At 45.8% G+C, this 17786-nt stretch carries 18 protein-coding genes; 4 read left to right on the top strand and 14 right to left on the bottom strand.

The genetic code is table 11. The annotated features are described in order from the left end of the window. Positions 1–100 precede the first annotated feature (100 nt). The 4 genes from ktrC to NQS30_RS06800 all read right to left on the bottom strand — a co-directional run bounded on the left by ktrC (position 101) and on the right by NQS30_RS06800 (position 3397). Complete coding sequence (gene ktrC, locus NQS30_RS06815; protein ID WP_003154554.1) at positions 101–766, bottom strand: Ktr system potassium transporter KtrC; 666 nt, start codon at positions 764–766, stop codon at positions 101–103. Between the two features lie 40 nt (positions 767–806). After that, complete coding sequence (locus NQS30_RS06810; RefSeq protein ID WP_015239773.1) at positions 807–1634, bottom strand: gamma-glutamylcyclotransferase family protein; 828 nt, start codon at positions 1632–1634, stop codon at positions 807–809. Position 1635: 1 nt separating this feature from the next. Next, positions 1636–2940 (bottom strand): ATP-binding protein, encoded by a 1305-nt coding sequence (locus tag NQS30_RS06805; RefSeq protein WP_007409646.1) that lies wholly within the window; start codon positions 2938–2940, stop codon positions 1636–1638. Positions 2941–3112: 172 nt separating this feature from the next. Beyond that, positions 3113–3397, bottom strand: a complete 285-nt coding sequence (locus NQS30_RS06800; RefSeq protein ID WP_003154557.1) for a transcriptional regulator AbhA — start codon at positions 3395–3397, stop codon at positions 3113–3115. A 270-nt stretch (positions 3398–3667) separates the two neighbouring features. On the opposite strand from NQS30_RS06800, the gene mreBH reads away from it, so the two are divergent. The 3 genes from mreBH to NQS30_RS06785 all read left to right on the top strand — a co-directional run bounded on the left by mreBH (position 3668) and on the right by NQS30_RS06785 (position 6214). Continuing rightward, on the top strand, positions 3668–4675 hold the full coding sequence (gene mreBH, locus NQS30_RS06795) for a cell shape-determining protein MreBH (protein ID WP_003154558.1): 1008 nt from the start codon (positions 3668–3670) through the stop codon (positions 4673–4675). Between the two features lie 71 nt (positions 4676–4746). Next, positions 4747–4881 carry a protein YkpC gene (locus NQS30_RS06790; protein ID WP_003154559.1) on the top strand — a complete coding sequence of 45 codons (135 nt, stop codon included), beginning with the start codon at positions 4747–4749 and terminating at the stop codon, positions 4879–4881. A gap of 100 nt (positions 4882–4981) precedes the next feature. Then, the gene (locus NQS30_RS06785; RefSeq protein ID WP_007409644.1) at positions 4982–6214 is read left to right on the top strand and encodes an aminopeptidase; all 1233 of its coding nucleotides are present in this window, start codon (positions 4982–4984) and stop codon (positions 6212–6214) included. 31 nt (positions 6215–6245) lie between these two features. Here the strand turns inward: NQS30_RS06785 and NQS30_RS06780 are convergent, their stop codons facing one another. Beyond that, a complete protein-coding gene (locus NQS30_RS06780) occupies positions 6246–7154 on the bottom strand; it encodes a ketopantoate reductase family protein (RefSeq protein ID WP_218791616.1) in 909 nt (302 codons plus the stop codon). A gap of 112 nt (positions 7155–7266) precedes the next feature. Then, positions 7267–8886 carry an ABC-F family ATP-binding cassette domain-containing protein gene (locus NQS30_RS06775; RefSeq protein WP_007409642.1) on the bottom strand — a complete coding sequence of 540 codons (1620 nt, stop codon included), beginning with the start codon at positions 8884–8886 and terminating at the stop codon, positions 7267–7269. Positions 8887–9048: 162 nt separating this feature from the next. On the opposite strand from NQS30_RS06775, the gene NQS30_RS06770 reads away from it, so the two are divergent. Further along, a complete protein-coding gene (locus tag NQS30_RS06770; RefSeq protein WP_015239771.1) occupies positions 9049–9318 on the top strand; it encodes a hypothetical protein in 270 nt (89 codons plus the stop codon). A gap of 37 nt (positions 9319–9355) precedes the next feature. Here the strand turns inward: NQS30_RS06770 and sipT are convergent, their stop codons facing one another. The 8 genes from sipT to yknW all read right to left on the bottom strand — a co-directional run bounded on the left by sipT (position 9356) and on the right by yknW (position 17652). Further along, positions 9356–9973, bottom strand: coding sequence for a signal peptidase I sipT (gene sipT / locus NQS30_RS06765; RefSeq protein ID WP_369719103.1), 618 nt, complete (start codon positions 9971–9973; stop codon positions 9356–9358). Between the two features lie 94 nt (positions 9974–10067). Beyond that, a complete protein-coding gene (locus tag NQS30_RS06760) occupies positions 10068–11972 on the bottom strand; it encodes a PTS fructose transporter subunit IIABC (protein WP_015239770.1) in 1905 nt (634 codons plus the stop codon). Between the two features lie 14 nt (positions 11973–11986). Then, positions 11987–12898: a 1-phosphofructokinase gene (gene pfkB / locus NQS30_RS06755; protein ID WP_007611129.1), complete on the bottom strand. Its 912-nt coding sequence runs from the start codon at positions 12896–12898 to the stop codon at positions 11987–11989. Then, on the bottom strand, positions 12895–13650 hold the full coding sequence (locus NQS30_RS06750; RefSeq protein WP_007409639.1) for a DeoR/GlpR family DNA-binding transcription regulator: 756 nt from the start codon (positions 13648–13650) through the stop codon (positions 12895–12897). Before NQS30_RS06750 ends, pfkB begins: the two co-directional genes overlap by 4 nt. Before the next feature lie 282 nt (positions 13651–13932). Further along, the gene (locus tag NQS30_RS06745; RefSeq protein WP_020955752.1) at positions 13933–15126 is read right to left on the bottom strand and encodes an ABC transporter permease; all 1194 of its coding nucleotides are present in this window, start codon (positions 15124–15126) and stop codon (positions 13933–13935) included. Further along, entirely contained in the window at positions 15123–15815 is a 693-nt protein-coding gene (locus NQS30_RS06740) for an ABC transporter ATP-binding protein (RefSeq protein ID WP_007409637.1), read from the bottom strand. Before NQS30_RS06740 ends, NQS30_RS06745 begins: the two co-directional genes overlap by 4 nt. Next, positions 15816–16952: an efflux RND transporter periplasmic adaptor subunit gene (locus NQS30_RS06735; RefSeq protein WP_060561748.1), complete on the bottom strand. Its 1137-nt coding sequence runs from the start codon at positions 16950–16952 to the stop codon at positions 15816–15818. A 1-nt stretch (position 16953) separates the two neighbouring features. Then, positions 16954–17652: a YknW family membrane protein gene (gene yknW / locus NQS30_RS06730; RefSeq protein ID WP_085341956.1), complete on the bottom strand. Its 699-nt coding sequence runs from the start codon at positions 17650–17652 to the stop codon at positions 16954–16956. Between the last annotated feature and the right edge of the window lie 134 nt (positions 17653–17786).

The raw sequence follows: 17786 nt of genomic DNA, 5'->3' as shown, positions 1-17786 counted from the left end.
GCCTGATCATAGTCAATAAAAATTGCAGAAAATACCGCTTACACGATAAATGTCTTTCTATTCTGACATAATAAAAGACCGTCCTTTTACGGACGGCTTTTCACTTTGTGTGAAGCACTCTTTTTTCAAATCGGGAAATGTCCGTAAGAGAGCCGATAACGATGAGAATATCTTCTTTTTGGATCATTTCAGTCGCCAGCGGAGATACGATCACTTCTTTTTCTCTCTTGATGGCCACGATATTAATGCCGTACTTCGCCCGGATGTCCAGATCAAGCAGTGTGTTGCCCGCAAGCCTGCTGTTGGCCACGATCTCCACAATGCTGTGTTCGTCGGACAGCTCCAAATAATCAAGCACATTATTTGATACGATGTTGTGGGCGATGCGTTTTGCCATATCACGTTCAGGGTGGACGATGTGATCGGCCCCGATTTTCGCAAGCACTTTCTCATGATAATCGTTCTGCGCTTTAACAGTGATCGTGTTCACGCCGAGTTCCTTTAAGATCAGCGTCGTTAAAATGCTCGCCTGTATATTTTCGCCGATTGCCACAATGACGTGATCAAAGTTGCGCAGCCCTAAGTTTTTCAGCACCGATTCATCGGTTGAATCGCCGATGACCGCGTGTGATGCGATTTTGGCGTATTCATTTACTTTATCTTCATCAATATCCATCGCCATGACCTCAAGGCCTTCTTCACTTAATGCTTTGCAAATACTTCCGCCGAAGCGTCCGAGACCGATAACGGCAAACTCTTTTCTCATAACAGTACTCCTTTAAACAATATCTCTAATAGGAATAGTATCACATTTTCGGCAATGAGTTCATATAGCGTTTAAGCTTTTCTGAAAAGGCGGGCGATAAATACAGGTCCGCTCCGCGTTCGATTTCTTCCTGATAGTGACCCGGAGGCGCAATTTCCTCAGCTTTATCAAGAACGAGAAACGTCAGGACGCCTCTGTATACACGGCCGCCGGCACACACTTCTATGAACGCGGGACGGTATGTGTGGTTATCAACACCTTCTCTTTTGTACAGATAGGTTGCCGCTTCAAACGGGAGCTTGTACAGCACGCCTTCAGTTCGTCCCCCGTCTTCAACAAGATCGGCTCTGGAACCGTCAGGACGCCTTAATGTGAATCTCGTCGAATACCCTTCAACAACCGCCCCTCCGACCGGCTCAGCAAAAAAGTGGTCGACCCCCGCCTGTTTAAACCGGGCATTGTCCATACAGGAGCCGTAAGCGAAATAATAAACCGGACTGTCATCCTCCCGTTTCATAAAACGGTATTCTTTCCAGTCTCCGCTTTTGATACGGCTGAATGAGGCACACTGGTCGGGCTTTACGACATATGCGAAGGCGGTTTTATTCCCGGCATCCGTCGTCACGGCAACCTCTTTTCGATCAAAATCAGCATAATACGCATCCAGCTTACGGATCATCTGATGATCTGTTTCATACAATTCCCCGTACACAAAAGCTGTTTCTGCTAAAGACGCCGCAGGCTGACCTTTATCCGTTTCGTACAGCACGCCGTTTATCGCAGCCTGCTCGCACACACACGGAGCGCCTTTCAGCAGTTCATGGTTTTCTTCACGCTTCCGTAACAAACCGTATACAAAAAGAAGCAAGTTATTTTTCCTCCTTTTGGACAGCAGCCGCTTCTAACGGCAGAATCACCTGAAACGTACTGCCTTCTCCATTTTTGCTCTTAATGTTAAGTTTACCATTATGCTCCTTCAGAATTCGTAAACAAATCGGAAGCCCGAGACCCGTTCCCTGATCTTTTGTTGAGAAAAACGGTTTCCCGATGTTTTCAAGCTTTTCTTTCGACATGCCGTTTCCTTCATCCTGTATGCTGATCACCGCGTATTCTTCATCCCGTTTTGTATAAATATGAATATTCCCGCCGTCAGGCATCGCTTCAATCGCATTTTTAATAATATTGATAAATACCTGTTTCAGCTGGTTTTCGTCACCGTTGACCATACAGGACTCAGTCTGCCTGAAATCCTTCTCAATTACAGTGTTCGACAGCACCGCGTTCGTGTCAAGAAGCGTCGCCACCTGCCGTAAAATATGGTTGAGATGATGAGCGGTAAACGTCACGGTCTGCGGCTTGGCGAGCAGAAGCAGCTCCCCCAGCACAAGGTCAATCCTTTTAATCTCCGAAAAAATAATATCAAAATAATCCGTTCTTTCCGGATACTGGGCTTTCATCAGCTGGAGAAAGCCGCTGACTGACGTTAAAGGATTTCTTACTTCATGGGCGATTCCTGCCGCAAGCTCCCCGGCAATGGCCAGCTTTTGAGATTGCATGGCAAGGCGTTCGTTCGTTTCCAGAAGCTCGTCGACCGCTTTTTTCCGTTCACTGATATCAGACATCGTCCCCAGGCTTCCGACAAATTTCTGTCTGCGGTCATAATACAGCTTATAATGGACTTCTCCCCAAAAGATCGAGCCGTCTCTTTTAATATATTTGGCCGTAAACATTCCTGACGGGGACTGCTGCTTGATTTGGGAGATAATATAATCAATGATATGTTTTTCTTTTATAAAATAATCATTATACATCGTACCCATACATTCGCTGATGGAGTGGCCCGTAATCGCCGTCCAGGCCTGATTCAAATATGTAATATTCCCTTGAGCATCCGTCTGAAAAACGATTTCCTGCAGATTGTCCATGATCCGGTTTTTCTCATCTGAAAGCGCCTTTGCTTTCTGCTCGCTGTCCTTCAGCTCCGCCAGCAGCTGCTTTTTATTATCCACATAATAAGCCAGCAGCCAGACGCTGATTAATGTGACGGCGGTAAAGGTGATGTCAACGGGCCAATTAATTGGATTCCGTTCAATCATATAAAATAAATAATCCCAAAACATAATAAAAATCATTGCCAAGATTAAGGAAATGATACGCGCTTGATATTTTCCCATAGTCCCACCTGCCGCTAGCATTTCTACATATATTGTAACATTGTTGACTGCATTATTGACTAAAAAATGATAACTATTCCCAATTAATTGAGCAGGTTCGCTTACTTTTCCCGTGAGTTTTTGCACAAGTTCATAATAAAAGGACGGAATGATGCTCCGCCCTTTTTGCTGATTATGATCTATCTTTTAACGCTTCCTCGATTTCCTCAAGCAGCATTTTCGCTCCTTCAGGACTTAAAATAATTTTGCCGTTGCCGTACTCCTGATTTTCGGGAGTAATTTCCCCCGTCATTAAGCAAATGCCGTGCGGCTTGTATTTTTTTAAGACAATTTTGTCTCCGTCAACAAAAAATTCAATACTATCTTTAATAGCGATATCCAATGCTCTTCTCAATTCAATCGGCATGACAATACGCCCGAGTTCGTCTACTTTTCTTACTACACCAATTGATTTCATAGAAATCCCCTACTTCCTTTAATGTCTCTTCTTTATGTCCAAGGAAAATCCTTCATAAACGTAGACGAAAGGAACGGAGCAAAAGTTTCTCAGCATCCGGAACTGAATGTTTTTTTACAGAAGAAAATCTTTTTGAAATATGGGATACAGACTTTCCCTCCTTTTTTACAAAAACATTTCATTCCCGGCGGAAACCCCCAAAAATCGTGGTTTTTCTCAGAAACTTTAAATGTAGAATCAATTAAATCAGGATAGGGATTGGGTGAAAACATGTTTCAATCAACTGAGATCGGAATCGACTTAGGAACCGCTAATATACTTGTTTACAGTAAAAATAAAGGAATTATTTTAAACGAGCCTTCCGTTGTCGCTGTAGATACAACAACGAAAGCGGTGCTTGCCATCGGAACGGATGCCAAAAGCATGATCGGAAAGACGCCGGGGAAAATCGTCGCCGTTCGGCCGATGAAAGACGGTGTCATTGCTGATTATGATATGACAACTGACTTATTAAAACACATTATGAAAAAAGCCGGAAAAAAAATCGGCATGACTTTCCGCAAACCGAATGTCGTCGTCTGCACGCCTTCAGGCTCAACAGCCGTTGAACGCCGCGCCATCAGTGACGCTGTCAAAAACTGCGGAGCGAAAAACGTTCACTTGATTGAAGAACCCGTAGCCGCTGCAATCGGGGCCGACCTCCCTGTTGACGAGCCGGTCGCAAACGTCGTCGTAGATATCGGCGGCGGTACGACTGAAGTCGCCATCATCTCATTCGGGGGCGTCGTATCCTGCCATTCGATCAGAATCGGCGGCGACCAGCTTGATGAAGATATCGCCTCGTTCGTCAGAAAAAAATACAACCTGCTGATCGGGGAACGTACGGCAGAACAAGTGAAAATGGAAATCGGTTTTGCATTGATCGAACATGTGCCGGAAACGATGGAAATCCGCGGGCGTGACCTTGTAACCGGTCTGCCGAAGACAATCAGACTGCAATCTAATGAAATTCAGCACGCGATGCGTGAATCGCTCCTGCATATTCTTGAAGCGATCAGAGCGACACTTGAAGATTGTCCGCCGGAGCTCAGCGGTGATATCGTTGACCGCGGAGTCGTGTTAACCGGCGGAGGCTCCCTTTTAAACGGGATGAAAGAATGGCTGACAGATGAAATCGTCGTTCCCGTTCATTTGGCGGCAAATCCGCTTGAATCAGTGGCTATCGGCACGGGGCGTTCCTTAGACGTCATCGACAAGCTGCAAAAAGCAATTAAATAATAAAATTGTGCTTCTTTTTTCTCCGCCCGGCTCATATTGTGAGAACTGGAGAAACATTAAGGAGGAAGCATATGCTTAGAGATGTGGGAAGACGCGTAGCAGTAGCCGTCATTTTAAGCGGAATTATTTTGGGGGGTATGAGCATATCACTGGCCAATATGCCCCATTCTCCGGCCGGCGGCGCCGTAAAACTGAATCACCCGTAAAGACGCAGCAAAAGCTGTGTCTTTTTCGTTTGTGCTCCTTTCTTTCCTTTATGAGGCGATATTTGATATGATGAGAAAAACCGATGAGGAGGAATGAACGATGAGTTCGTTTACTGAAAAGTTACATACATATGCTCAGCTGGCGGTAGAAGTCGGCGTCAATGTCCAAAAAGGACAGCATGTCGTAATCAATGCCTCAACTGATGTTCGGGAACTTGTCAGACTGCTTGCCAAACATTCTTATGAAAAAGGCGCTAAAAACGTCACCGTAAATTGGCAGGACGATGAACTGTCCAGATTAAAATACGAGATGGCACCTTTTGAAGCGTTTGAAGAGTATCCTGAATGGGAAGCAAAAGGCAAAGAAGAGCTCGCGAAAAAAGGGGCTGCGTTTATTTCTGTCGTCTCATCCGACCCCGACCTGTTAAAAGGCACTGACGGCAAACGGATTGCAGCGTTCCAAAAAGCCGCCGGAAAAGCATTGCATACATACAGACAATATATTCAATCAGATAAGGTCAGCTGGACGGTGATCGGAGCGGCTTCAACAGGCTGGGCGAAAAAAGTGTTCCCGGATCAGCCGGAAGAAACAGCCGTTCAGCTTTTATGGGAAGAAATTTTCAAAACGACCCGCGTAAATGAAGAAAACCCTGTGGAAGCATGGAAAAAACATGATCAAAACCTTCATGAAAAAGTGGAACACTTAAACAAAAAACATTACAGCGCCCTGCATTATCAGGCTGAAGGAACAGACTTAACCATTGAACTGCCGAAAAAACATGTATGGGCAGGCGCGGGAAGCGTGAATGAGAGCGGGCACGAATTCATGGCCAACATGCCGACAGAAGAGGTTTTCACCCTCCCGCAGCGTGACGGGGTGAACGGCACCGTTTCCAGCACGAAACCGCTGAGCTACGGCGGCAACATTATTGATAACTTCACTCTTACCTTTGAAAACGGCCGCATTGTTGATGTGAAAGCTGAAAAAGGCGAGGAGATTTTAAAAGGCATCGTCGAAACCGATGAAGGCTCACACTATCTCGGTGAAGTGGCCTTAGTGCCGTACGATTCACCGATTTCACAATCAAATATTTTATTTTACAACACACTGTACGATGAAAACGCCTCTAACCACTTGGCGATCGGCAGTGCGTATGCCTTTAATATTGAGGGCGGCAAACAAATGACACGGGAAGAGCTTGTCAAAGAGGGCTTAAATGAAAGCATTACACACGTAGATTTTATGGTCGGTTCCAAAGATATGAATATCGACGGCATTACGGCGGACGGCAAAAGAGAACCGATCTTCAGAAACGGAAACTGGGCATTTTAATAAAAAAAGGAGGCGATCAGGCCTCCTTTTTTTATTTCGCTTCATACATTTGCAAGTTGGCGCAGACGGTTTCCAAAACAGGTGTATCAACTGACAAGCCTTTCGCTTTCTCAAGCAAAAATCCGTGTAAATGATCACCTTCCGTCACCCTGCCCTTTTCCATATCTCTCAGCATCGACGATTTCATATGGTAAGACATGCTTGTCAATGTGCGATAACTCTCTTCTTCCAGACCAGGATCTTTCGGGATGCCGGCAGCCTTGAAAATGGCGCCGATTTCAGCAAAGAGGCGCTTTGCCGTTTTGCGGCCGCCTTCTGTTTCTAAAATCGGTCCGACCGGCTGTTGAAACAGAGTGGTCACTCCCGCCTGCGCGGCAATAAACATATATTTTTTCCAAATGTCCTTTTCAATATCCCGGCTGATGATGACATCCGCTTTCACACCTGCAAATGCGTTTTCCAGCTCGTTCATACGTTCTGTGCGTTCCCCGTTCCATTCACCGAAAACAAAGCGGTGGGCAGCGCTCGTATGAAGAATTTCCCCTTTGTCGTTAAGGGCGCTCTCAATAAAGCAGAGGCCGCCCAGCACCTGCCGTTTTGAAAAAGCTTCAAACAGCTGGTTATAGTGCCTGTATCCGTTTAAAAAAGGAATAATGACCGACGAAGGTTTGACAAACGGTTTGACATCCCTAATGACGTCCTGCAAAGAATACGCTTTTGAAGCGATGATAACCGCGTCAAATGCTCCTTCTTCGCCCGCCATGATTAATTTCGGCTTGATTGAAACATCACCTTTTTCACTTTTGACGGTCAATCCCGTCTCTTGTAATTGCTCCGCCCGTTTCTTGCGGACGAGAAACGTCACGTCATTTCCCTTTTCTGCAAGACGCGCGCCGATATATCCGCCCACTCCTCCAGCTCCGACAACTAAAAACTTCATGATGCATTCCTCCGTCTCTTTTCAAGTTATGTATTCATTTATTGTAACGGGAAGTCAGAAGATTGAAAACTTTTTTCATAAATAAAAAAGCAGAGTCTCCCCTGCTTCTTTATTACGCGTATAGCTCTTCAAGTTTTTTCTGTACATCCGCGTTTTCAAGAAATTCGTCATAAGACATTTGTTTGTCAACAATGCCTTTAGGCGTTAATTCAATAATGCGGTTGGCAATTGTCTGTACAAACTGATGGTCATGAGATGAAAACAGCATAGCGCCTTTAAAGCTGATTAAGCCGTTGTTAAGCGCCGTAATGGATTCCAAATCTAAGTGGTTGGTCGGTTCATCCAGAATTAAAATGTTCGCGCCGGAAAGCATCGCTTTTGAAAGCATGCAGCGCACTTTTTCTCCTCCGGAAAGGACGTTTGATTTTTTGTTGACTTCTTCTCCCGAGAACAGCATGCGTCCTAAGAAACCGCGCAGAAAGCTTTCACTTTGGTCATGCGGCGAGTATTGGCGGAGCCAGTCAACAAGGTTCGCGTCGCTGCCGTCAAAATATTCGCTGTTGTCTTTAGGGAAGTACGCCTGAGAAGTGGTCACGCCCCATTTAAATGTGCCGCTGTCAGCTTCCATTTCCCCGGAAATGATTTTAAACAATGTCGTAACGGCAAGTTCGTTGCGTCCCGTAAAAGCGATTTTATCTTCTCTGTTCATAATAAAGCTGACGTTATCAAGCACCTTAACCCCGTCAATCGTTTTTGTTAAGCCTTCAACCCGCAGCACGTCATTTCCGATCTCACGTTCCGGCGTGAAATTGACATAAGGATAACGGCGTGATGACGGTTTGATATCATCAAGCGTGATTTTATCAAGGAGTTTCTTTCTTGATGTCGCCTGCTTTGATTTAGAGGCGTTGGCGCTGAATCTGGCCACGAACTCCTGAAGCTGTTTAATCTGCTCTTCTTTTTTCTTGTTGGCCTCCTGAGAAAGCTTTAAAGCAAGCTGGCTTGATTCATACCAGAAATCATAGTTGCCGACGTACACTTGAATTTTATTAAAATCAAGATCGGCGATGTGCGTGCACACTTTATTTAAAAAGTGACGGTCATGGGATACGACGATGACTGTGTTCTCAAAGTTGATTAAAAACTCTTCCAGCCACTGAATCGCTTTCAGATCCAAGTGGTTGGTCGGTTCATCAAGCAGCAGAACGTCCGGCTTGCCGAACAGCGCCTGCGCCAAAAGCACTTTCACCTTTTCTGAACCGCCTAAGTCCGCCATTTTCTTCGTATGCAGGTCTTCAGAGATGCCCAGGCCCTTTAACAAAATAGCGGCTTCACTTTCAGCTTCCCATCCGTTTAATTCCGCAAACTCTCCTTCAAGCTCAGCGGCGCGGATGCCGTCTTCATCTGAAAAATCAGGCTTCATATAAATCGCGTCTTTTTCCTGCATGACTTCGTATAAACGTTTATGTCCCATAATGACGACTTTCAGCACTTCGAAGTCTTCATATTCAAAGTGGTTCTGCTTCAGAATGGCAAGACGTTCGCCCGGGCTCATATGGACATCGCCGGTCTGCGGCTCCAGCTCACCGGATAAAATTTTCAAAAATGTTGATTTTCCGGCACCGTTTGCGCCTATTAATCCGTAGCAGTTGCCCGGCGTAAATTTAATATTGACATCTTCAAATAACTTGCGATCCGCAAAACGCAAGCTCACATTATTTACAGCAATCATTTAGAATCCTCCATCGTGTCTATCATCATTAAAAGTATACCATGAATAAAGGGGAAGAGAAATGTTTCCCTGCGAATATACGGGTTTGAAAAGATGCAGGCGTCAAACCCGGAGCGCTGTGATACAATAGATATATATACATATTCATCACGGAGGAACAAGTTGAAGCTTTTAACACTCACAGAATACTGTCTTATGATTTTCTTCACCGGGGTTTTTCTGGCCGTCACAGGCTTTACGGCCCGTGACATCGGCTTGTACGTCGGAATCGCCCTCATTTATACGTTTTCGCATCTCTTTTCAAAACGGATGCTTGAAAAACGCGGCAAAGAGAAGCAGCAGGTGAATCTTTTTTTCAGCGTTCTGGCCATTGTCGGATCAGTGCTGGCCACGGTAATGTTCATCGCCATCGCCGCCTCGTTTGCCAAATAAAAAACGCCTGCTGTCCAAATCGGGCAGCGCGGCGTTTTTATTTTGTCTGACGCATATCATGAAACGGGAAGAACACAAACTTCGAGGTGCCGACGATCCGGTTTTCGGCAATTAAACCGAGTCCGTTCCGGCTGTCCATTGAGTTCAGCCGATTGTCGCCCATGACGAAGTATTTGCCTTTCGGAACCTTTACGGGGCCGAAATCTCCCGTGAGGTTGACTCCCAGTTTTTTAGCTTCTTTTTTATTGCTCGCGAGGTACGGTTCTGCGATTTTTTTGCCGTTTATATAAAGCGTGTCATTTTTCATTTCCACCGTTTCTCCCGGTTTTCCGATGAGCCGCTTTACATAATGGACTTTCGATGTATCGCCGTTAATAATGACGATGTCCCCCCGCTCGATTTCTCCGATATAATTGACGCTTTTGTTGACAAACAGCCTTTCACCGTCATGTAATGTCGGGTACATTGATGATCCTTCCACTAAGTACGGTTCAAACAGGAAATGGCGGATTAACAGCGCAAGTGCAACCGCTATAATGATGGCCTTTCCCCATTCCCAATATGTGTTGGATTTTCTTTTTACCGATTTTTCAGAAGTAGGTTTTTGTTCTTCAGTCAACGTGGTTCCTCCTAGACGATCACTGTTTCGGTTCATGTACCATCTTTACTTTATCATAACTCATCATAAAATACATAACGCTTCTATGCGCACATGATTGAAAAAAGCGCCCGTAAAGGACGCTTTTTGCTTATTTCTCTGCAACCGGTTTTTTGACGATTCCCAAGATAACCGCCGTTACAATCGCTCCTATCACGATGCTCATTAAGTAAAGCAGCGGATGGTTCGTAATGAATGCAACGAATATTCCTCCGTGCGGTGCAGGAAGCGTTACCCGGAAAAACTCTGTCAGTCCGCCCGCTACCGCAGAACCGACAACGGCTGCAGGGATGACGCGAAGCGGATCAGCCGCTGCAAACGGGATGGCGCCTTCTGTAACGAAAGCTGCTCCCATGAAGTAGCACGTAATACCGGCTTCACGGTCACGTTTAGAGAATTTGTGTTTAAAGAATGTTGTCGCCAGTGCGATTCCAAGCGGCGGAGCCATTCCGCCCGCCATGATGGCCGCATGCGGCGCATAGTTTCCGGCCCCGATCATCGCGATACCGAAAGTGAACGCCGCTTTATTGAGCGGGCCGCCCATGTCGATAGCCATCATACCGCCTAAAATAATACCCATTAAAACAAGGTTTCCAGTTCCAAGGCTTTCAAGCCAATTTGTTAAGAAATTCATGAACGCTGCGACAGGTGTGTTTATGACAAACTGCATCAGGACACCGGTGATAAAAATACCGAGCAGCGGATAAATCAATACAGGTTTTAATCCGTCAAGAGTCTGAGGAATAAAGACAAACAGCTTTTTCAAAAGGACTACGACATAACCTGCTAAGAATCCGGCAATCAGTCCGCCCAAGAATCCGGCATTCGCCTGCGTAGCCATAAATCCGCCGACCATACCCGGCGCAAATCCCGGACGGTCCGCAATACTCATTGCGATGAATCCGGCAAGAACTGCAACAATCAGCTTTAACGCATTATCGCCGCCGATAAAGTTCAGCGCTGCGGCAAACGTGTTGTATGTCGGGTCTTTCGGATCAGCTGAATGAATTCCCCAGAAGAATGAAATCGCAACGAGAATTCCGCCGCCGACGACAAATGGCAGCATGTTGCTGACACCGCTCATTAAGTGTTTATAGAAAGTACTTCCGATACTTGTGCCTGATTTCTGTTTCGGACCGTCTTCATCTGAAGCGGAAGATCCTCCGCCGCTGCCCTCGTAAATCGGCGCATCTTGGTTAACGGCTTTTTCAATCAGTTCCTGAGGACGTCTGATACCGGCCGTCACAGGCACTTGAAGAACATGTTTGCCTTTAAAGCGTTCCATTTCAACCTGTTTATCAGCCGCCACAATGATCGCAGGCGCTTCTTCAATTTCCTGAGCCGTCAGCTTATGTTTGATACCGCTTGAGCCGTTTGTCTCGACTTTAATGTCAACGCCGAGCTCTTTCGCCTTTTCCTTCAGTGCGTCAGCTGCCATGAACGTATGGGCGATACCTGTCGGACATGCCGTAACGGCAAGGATTTTGCCTTTTCCTGACGGCGCTGCCTGTTCTTCCTGCTCTTCTTCTTCCTCATCGTCATCTTTGTCATGCTGATTGATGATGTCAATGATCGCATCTTCTGATTCAGCTTCAAGAAGCTGTTTGCGGATTTCCTCACGCATGAGAAGCGTTGAAAGTCTTGATAATGCCTCAAGGTGCGTATTATTCGCTCCTTCGGTTGCCGCAATCATAAAGACCAGGTGTGCCGGCTGACCGTCTAATGATTCATAATCCACACCATCTTTTGAACGGCCGAATGCGATGGCCGGGTTAATGACGCTCGCCGTCTTCGCATGAGGAATGGCAATGCCTTCGCCGATTCCCGTTGAGCTTTGGCTTTCACGATTTAAAATGGCTGCTTTGTAAGCCTCTCTGTCATTTAATCTGCCGGCTTTGTCAAGCACTGTCACCATTTCATCGATAACGTTTTCTTTCTCTTTGCTTTCTATATTGAGATGAATTGTATCTCTTGTTAACAGCTCAGTTATCTTCACTTTTCTTTCCTCCTCTATAGACGTGTGACTTTAACTTCAGGAAGAAGCTGCTGTACAAACTCTTCAGTTCCGAGTTCTTCAGAGAATGCCGTCGCGCTTCCGGAAGCAACTCCTAAACGGAACGCATCTTCCAAAGGCAGCTGTTTTGAAATTCCCGCAAGGAATCCCGCGACGACGGAATCACCCGCGCCTACCGAATTGACAAGCTTACCTTTAGGAACATTGGCGAGGAAAACCGCCTCTTTCGTAAATAAAAGCGCACCGTCGCCAGCCATCGAAACAATCGCATGTTCAGCGCCTTGTTCAATCAATTTTTTACCGTAAGGAACGGCAGCTTCGGCTGAATCAATGACCGTATTGAACATTTCCCCAAGCTCATGATGATTCGGCTTCATCAAAAACGGTTTCATTTCTGTCGCTTTCATCAGCGCTTCACCAGAGATGTCCACGACTACCCGGGCATTCTGCTTTCTGCATGCCTCAGCAATTTTTTCATACGTGTTATGCGGCAGGGAAGAAGGAATGCTTCCCGCTAAAACGACGATGTCTCCCTCTTCCAGAGCGGAGAACTGTTCTAAAAAGGTATTGAACACTTCGTCTGAAATCGTCGGGCCCTGCCCGTTAATTTCCGTTTCATCGCCCGTTTTCAGTTTTACATTTATACGCGTGTCTTCATCTACCTCAGAAAAAGCCGTTTCCAGACCTTCCTGATGCAAAAATGACGTAATATAATTTCCGGTAAATCCGCCGACAAACCCCAATGCTTTTGACGGCACATGGTGTCTTTTCAGTAATCTCGAAACGTTGATGCCTTTTCCGCCGGGATACTTCGTGTCATAGCTGGAACGGTTTAAACCGCCTACGGCAAAATCTTCAACGTGAACGATATAGTCAACAGACGGATTGAGGGTTACAGTGTAAATCATGGTTTCACTACCTTTACGACAGTTTTTTCTTGGTAATTATCGAATGCAAGTTCTTCAGCTTCAGTGGTAATGATAGCTGCATCGCCCAAGGCGGCAAACGCTGCGAAAGAAATCTCTCCGAATTTAGAAGGATCGGCTAAAACATACGCATTTTTCGCCTGTCTCACAGCCTTTGTCTTCAGAAGAGCCTCATCCGGATCGGGTGTTGTAAAGCCGGCTTCAATGTGCACGCCGTTCACCCCGAGGAAGCTTTTGTCAAAACGGTACTGGCTGACCGCCGTTAATGAGGCGCCGCCGATCATCGCACCTGTTCTATGCTTCACATATCCTCCGAGAAGATAAAAGGGGATCCCTTTCCTTATTAAAGCGTCGATATGCATAACTCCGTTTGTGACAACCACAATGTCCTTAGAGGGATCTATAAAATCAATCATGTGCAATGTAGTTGTTCCCGCATCAAGATAAATACAGTCACCTTCTTCTAATAAAGATGCCGCTTCTTCTGCGATCTTCAGTTTATCCTGAAGGTTTTTGGAGGATTTTTCAAGCATATCGGGTTCTTGCCTGCTGTTGGAAAGTTTAGACGCCCCGCCGTGAACGCGTTTTAAAAATCCGCGCTCTTCAAGTGTTGATAAATCTCTTCTGATCGTTGATTCAGAAGCATTTGTCATACTTATCAGCTCTTGAATCTTCACCACATCACGCTTTTCAATCTGATCCATAATCAGCTGATACCTTTCAGGAGTGAGCATATTCCGCCTCCTTTGGAAACGTATTCATTTCGGCTGCAAGATAATTGTAAACGCTTTTTTTACTTCTAGCAACTAAAATCACTCAAATTCATTCAATAACTATCAAAATCTTTCACATTTGTTCATATTAACGTATGTACATAGGGTTTGTAAACTGTAAATTCGACAAAAAGGGGGACAATTGTATGACATTTTCTTTTTATCATAAATGAAAAAAGTCTATTATATTCATTCAATCATTAAAACACAAAAAAACCCCATGCAGACTGCATGGGGTACGGGTTATTCATACCGTAACGCTTCAATCGGATCTAAGCGTGATGCTTTGTTGGCGGGCAGCATACCGAAAATGACACCGATCAGCATACTGAACAGCACGCCGATACAAACCACCTGCCAGGAAACGAGCGACGGCCAGCCTGCGATAAGGGAAACGAGTGATGCTCCCCCGTAGCCGAGACAGATTCCGATTAAGCCGCCGATTAATGTAAGCACAACAGATTCAATTAAGAATTGTGTCAGAATCTGTCCTCTCGTGGCACCGAGCGATTTGCGGATGCCGATTTCTCTTGTCCGTTCCGTCACTGATACAAGCATAATATTCATGACCCCGATCCCGCCGACAATGAGAGAAATACCGGCGATCGAACCGATGATCGTCGTCATAACGGTCGTGACCTGGCCGATGCCCGCCGCGATTTCTTCCATATTCATGACTTGATAGGCCTCTTTTGTACCGTGATTGTCATTTAAGAGACGGGCCGCTTCTTTTCCTGTTGATTTGATTTGATCAGCTGACTCCGTCTGAACGGAAACGTTGCTGTAGTCGTTAGTACCGAAAGACGTTTTCAGCATGTTGAACGGCACATACATTTCACTGAGTCCTAACGATAAAAAGCCGCTCTCTTCTTTCAGTACGCCGATTACTTCAACGGGCTGTCCGCCGGCCCAGACGATTTTTCCGAGCGGAGACGTTTTCCCGAACAGCTTTTCAGCCATTTTTTTCGAGATGATTCCCGCTCTTTTCCCGGAAAGAAAATCATTATCCGTAAATGTCCGTCCATCTTGAACATCCAGTTTTTTTACGTCCATGTAGCCGCTGTTAATGCCGTTCAGCGTAATATCCGTGTCTTCTTCATGGTAACGGGCCGTCATGGATTTTACCGCGGAAGCGACAACCTGCTTTACGCCGTCCACTCCTTTTAATCCATTAATATCTTCTTCTGTAAAACTCGCTTCCTGTAAGGCGTTCGGATTGGCTGTTAATTCTTCATCACTGGGCATGTAAAACAATTCAATCGTATTGCCCGGCCCGCTGATGGATTGCTTCAGCATTTGCTCTCCGCCCTGGCCGACAGCCACAACAACAATTACTGAACCGACGCCGATAATGATTCCGAGCATTGTCAGAATCGATCTCAGCTTGTGAGCTCTTACGGAACTGAGGGCCATTCGGAGATTTTCTAACAGGCTCATTCCCCCACTCTCCTCTGCTCAGCATCGCGGGAAACGATCATGCCGTCACGGACGAAAATCACTCTGTTTGTACAGTCCGCCACTTCAGGCTCATGAGTGACGAGCACCACGGTCACGCCCTCTGCATTAAGCTCTGTGAACTGCTCCATAATGGAAATGCTTGTTTTCGTATCCAGCGCGCCGGTCGGTTCATCAGCTAAAATGAGCTTCGGTTCGTTCACGATGGCTCTTGCAATCGCGACACGCTGCTTCTGGCCGCCCGACAGCTCATTCGGCATGTGACGCATCCGATCCGCCAAACCGACTTTTTCCAGCGCGTGCTCAGCCCGTTCCTCACGCTCTTTTTTGCCGATACCGGCGTAGATCATGGGGAGTTCGACATTTTTTCTTGCATTCAATCGCGGCAGCAGCTGAAACTGCTGAAAGACAAATCCGATTGATTTGTTCCGGACCGCCGCAAGCTCTTTTTCAGTGCATGAAGAAACATCTTCGCCCGCAAGCCTGTAACTGCCGGACGTCGGTCTGTCCAGACAGCCGATGATATTCATGATAGTAGATTTTCCCGATCCCGACGGTCCCATAATTGACACATATTCTCCTTCTTCAATCGTCAAGTCAATTGAACGGAGAACATCAAACGTCTCCTTGCCGATCTGATAGCTTTTTTTCACCTTTGAAAGCTGAATCATCTATGCTTTCACATCCGTTCCATCAGTCAAACCGTCAGCCGGATTCAGAATGACTTTATCATCCTTTGAAAGCCCCTCTTTTATCTCCGTAAGCTGATTTGCGGTATCGCCGACTTTAACTTTCACGCGTTTGGCCTTCCCGTCTTTTACCGTAAAGACCCAGTGCTCATCTCCGTCTTTTTTGACCGCGGAGGACGGCAGCGTATCGGCTTTCCGTTTGTCGGTTTCAATGTTCATAATTAATTTAAACCCCGGCTTGCCCTCCGGAAGGTTTCCGATCAGCTTAACCTGAAACGGATACTGCACAGCCTGTTCCGTGCTTTCCCCTGAAGCAGCGCTTGACTTTTGATCAGGAACGAGGCCGACAGCCGCCACTCTCCCTTTCCACGTTTTACCGGGGATGGCGTCTGAGGTAATCGTAACGCTTTGTCCCTTTTTCACTTTCAGCGTGTCGTATTCGGACAAATTGCCGGCAACGATCAGGTGTTCCGGGTCTCCTATATGTATAACCGGTTCTTGAATATCCGATTTTTTAGAAGCCGCTTCTTGATTTACCGAGATTACCGTCCCGTCCATCTCACTCTTAACATTGAGATTCGCCACCTGATTTTCAAGAGACTGCTTTTGCAAATCAGATTGCTTTAATTCGATTTCCGCCGTTTTTTGCTGAAGCTGCAGATCAGTCCGTTCGGATTCAATTTGTTTTTTGGCTTCCGCTTCTCCCACTTGTTTTGCCAGATCTTGTTCCTTGCTGTTTAATGCTCTGAGTTTTTCTTCAACTTGTTCGATTTGCATCCGTTTTGATTGTTCTGTCAACTCATTTTGTTCTTTATCAAGATTGAGCTGCTCATTTGTATACGTGACTAACGACGACCCTTTTTTTACTTTGTCGCCTTCTTTTACTTTCACTTTATCAAGAGTTCCTTTATCCGCTTCATAAAAAACATACTGTTCTTTAGAGAATTTAAGTGTTCCCGGAACCATAACCGTAGAGGAGATTTCTCTATTTTCAATGGTTCCGGTTTCGATTTTTTTCCCGGCGCTGCCGCCCGCGGGAGCGGCAGACTTATAAATATTGATACCGATGAATACTGCAACAATTACGGCGATGCCGATTCCGATCCAAATTTTTTTCATGTTATACACCTGCTGTCACTGACCTTAACAGTCCTCCGACTGCCGAAACTAAAAGCATAATAACAAACAGGACAATCGCGGAAGTCCAGGCCGCTTTTTTCGAAATGCCGCCTGTATAGCGAAGTCCCAAAGCGAGCAGAATATAGCTCCAGATGCTGAAAATGTCGAACGCGCTTAAAAAGACCGCGACGCCGCCTCCGGCCGGTATGACACTCGCCAAAGATGTAACGGCATACAATGAGCCCGCACCGGTAAAATAAGTGACAAGACCGTTAATAACTAAGCCGATATTGGTAATAAATGCCGTAAACAGGCTGAGTGAGAGCATTTTTTTGTAAGTTGTTACGCCGCCTGAAATTTTAACGCACAGCCAGTAAATGAGCGGAACGATAAACAGAGCGATAATGCCCCCGAAGATTCCTCCGAACATCGAGCCGAATTTAGCAATGGTTTTGGTCATTTCAATCTGATCATCCGACAATCCGTCAAGAGATGAGCTGTTCAGCACTTCTTCATAATTCATCCCCAATCCGCGCAAAATACTGCCGGCCGCGATGAGAATGATGACAATCAGGAGAGGAATGCCGATGACCGGCTTCTCTTTTAATCTTTTAAACTGCACAACAGGACTTGTAATGACGCCGAAAATTGACGGCTTTTCCGTTACTGCCGTATTGCTTTTTTCCAGGTTTGGTTCCATATTGCTGATGCCTCCTATGTATTATTCTGTTTATACGTACGCTTTAGGCTGAGAGAAGTTTCAATTTTTTTGCCGTTTGCGTATTTATGCTAAATTGTAACACAAATTCTCAGCTTTACGTTCCATAATTATGT

The organism is Bacillus sp. B1(2022), from assembly GCF_040259625.1.
GTDB classification, from domain to species: domain Bacteria; phylum Bacillota; class Bacilli; order Bacillales; family Bacillaceae; genus Bacillus; species Bacillus velezensis.
This window is presented reverse-complemented; position numbering and strand designations above follow the sequence as displayed.

Excerpts from the sequence above, each read along its gene's own strand:
- pfkB (WP_007611129.1), bottom strand. The coding sequence starts at position 12,898 with ATGATTTACACTGTAACCCTCAATCCGTCTGTTGACTATATCGTTCAC.
- NQS30_RS06745 (WP_020955752.1), bottom strand. The coding sequence starts at position 15,126 with ATGAGCCTGTTAGAAAATCTCCGAATGGCCCTCAGTTCCGTAAGAGCT.
- NQS30_RS06790 (WP_003154559.1), top strand. The coding sequence starts at position 4,747 with ATGCTTAGAGATGTGGGAAGACGCGTAGCAGTAGCCGTCATTTTAAGC.
- NQS30_RS06805 (WP_007409646.1), bottom strand. The coding sequence starts at position 2,940 with ATGGGAAAATATCAAGCGCGTATCATTTCCTTAATCTTGGCAATGATT.
- NQS30_RS06740 (WP_007409637.1), bottom strand. The coding sequence starts at position 15,815 with ATGATTCAGCTTTCAAAGGTGAAAAAAAGCTATCAGATCGGCAAGGAG.
- yknW (WP_085341956.1), bottom strand. The coding sequence starts at position 17,652 with ATGGAACCAAACCTGGAAAAAAGCAATACGGCAGTAACGGAAAAGCCG.
- mreBH (WP_003154558.1), top strand. The coding sequence starts at position 3,668 with ATGTTTCAATCAACTGAGATCGGAATCGACTTAGGAACCGCTAATATA.
- NQS30_RS06780 (WP_218791616.1), bottom strand. The coding sequence starts at position 7,154 with ATGAAGTTTTTAGTTGTCGGAGCTGGAGGAGTGGGCGGATATATCGGC.
- NQS30_RS06775 (WP_007409642.1), bottom strand. The coding sequence starts at position 8,886 with ATGATTGCTGTAAATAATGTGAGCTTGCGTTTTGCGGATCGCAAGTTA.
- sipT (WP_369719103.1), bottom strand. The coding sequence starts at position 9,973 with ATGAACCGAAACAGTGATCGTCTAGGAGGAACCACGTTGACTGAAGAA.
- ktrC (WP_003154554.1), bottom strand. The coding sequence starts at position 766 with ATGAGAAAAGAGTTTGCCGTTATCGGTCTCGGACGCTTCGGCGGAAGT.
- NQS30_RS06750 (WP_007409639.1), bottom strand. The coding sequence starts at position 13,650 with ATGCTCACTCCTGAAAGGTATCAGCTGATTATGGATCAGATTGAAAAG.
- NQS30_RS06735 (WP_060561748.1), bottom strand. The coding sequence starts at position 16,952 with ATGAAAAAAATTTGGATCGGAATCGGCATCGCCGTAATTGTTGCAGTA.
- NQS30_RS06800 (WP_003154557.1), bottom strand. The coding sequence starts at position 3,397 with ATGAAATCAATTGGTGTAGTAAGAAAAGTAGACGAACTCGGGCGTATT.
- NQS30_RS06785 (WP_007409644.1), top strand. The coding sequence starts at position 4,982 with ATGAGTTCGTTTACTGAAAAGTTACATACATATGCTCAGCTGGCGGTA.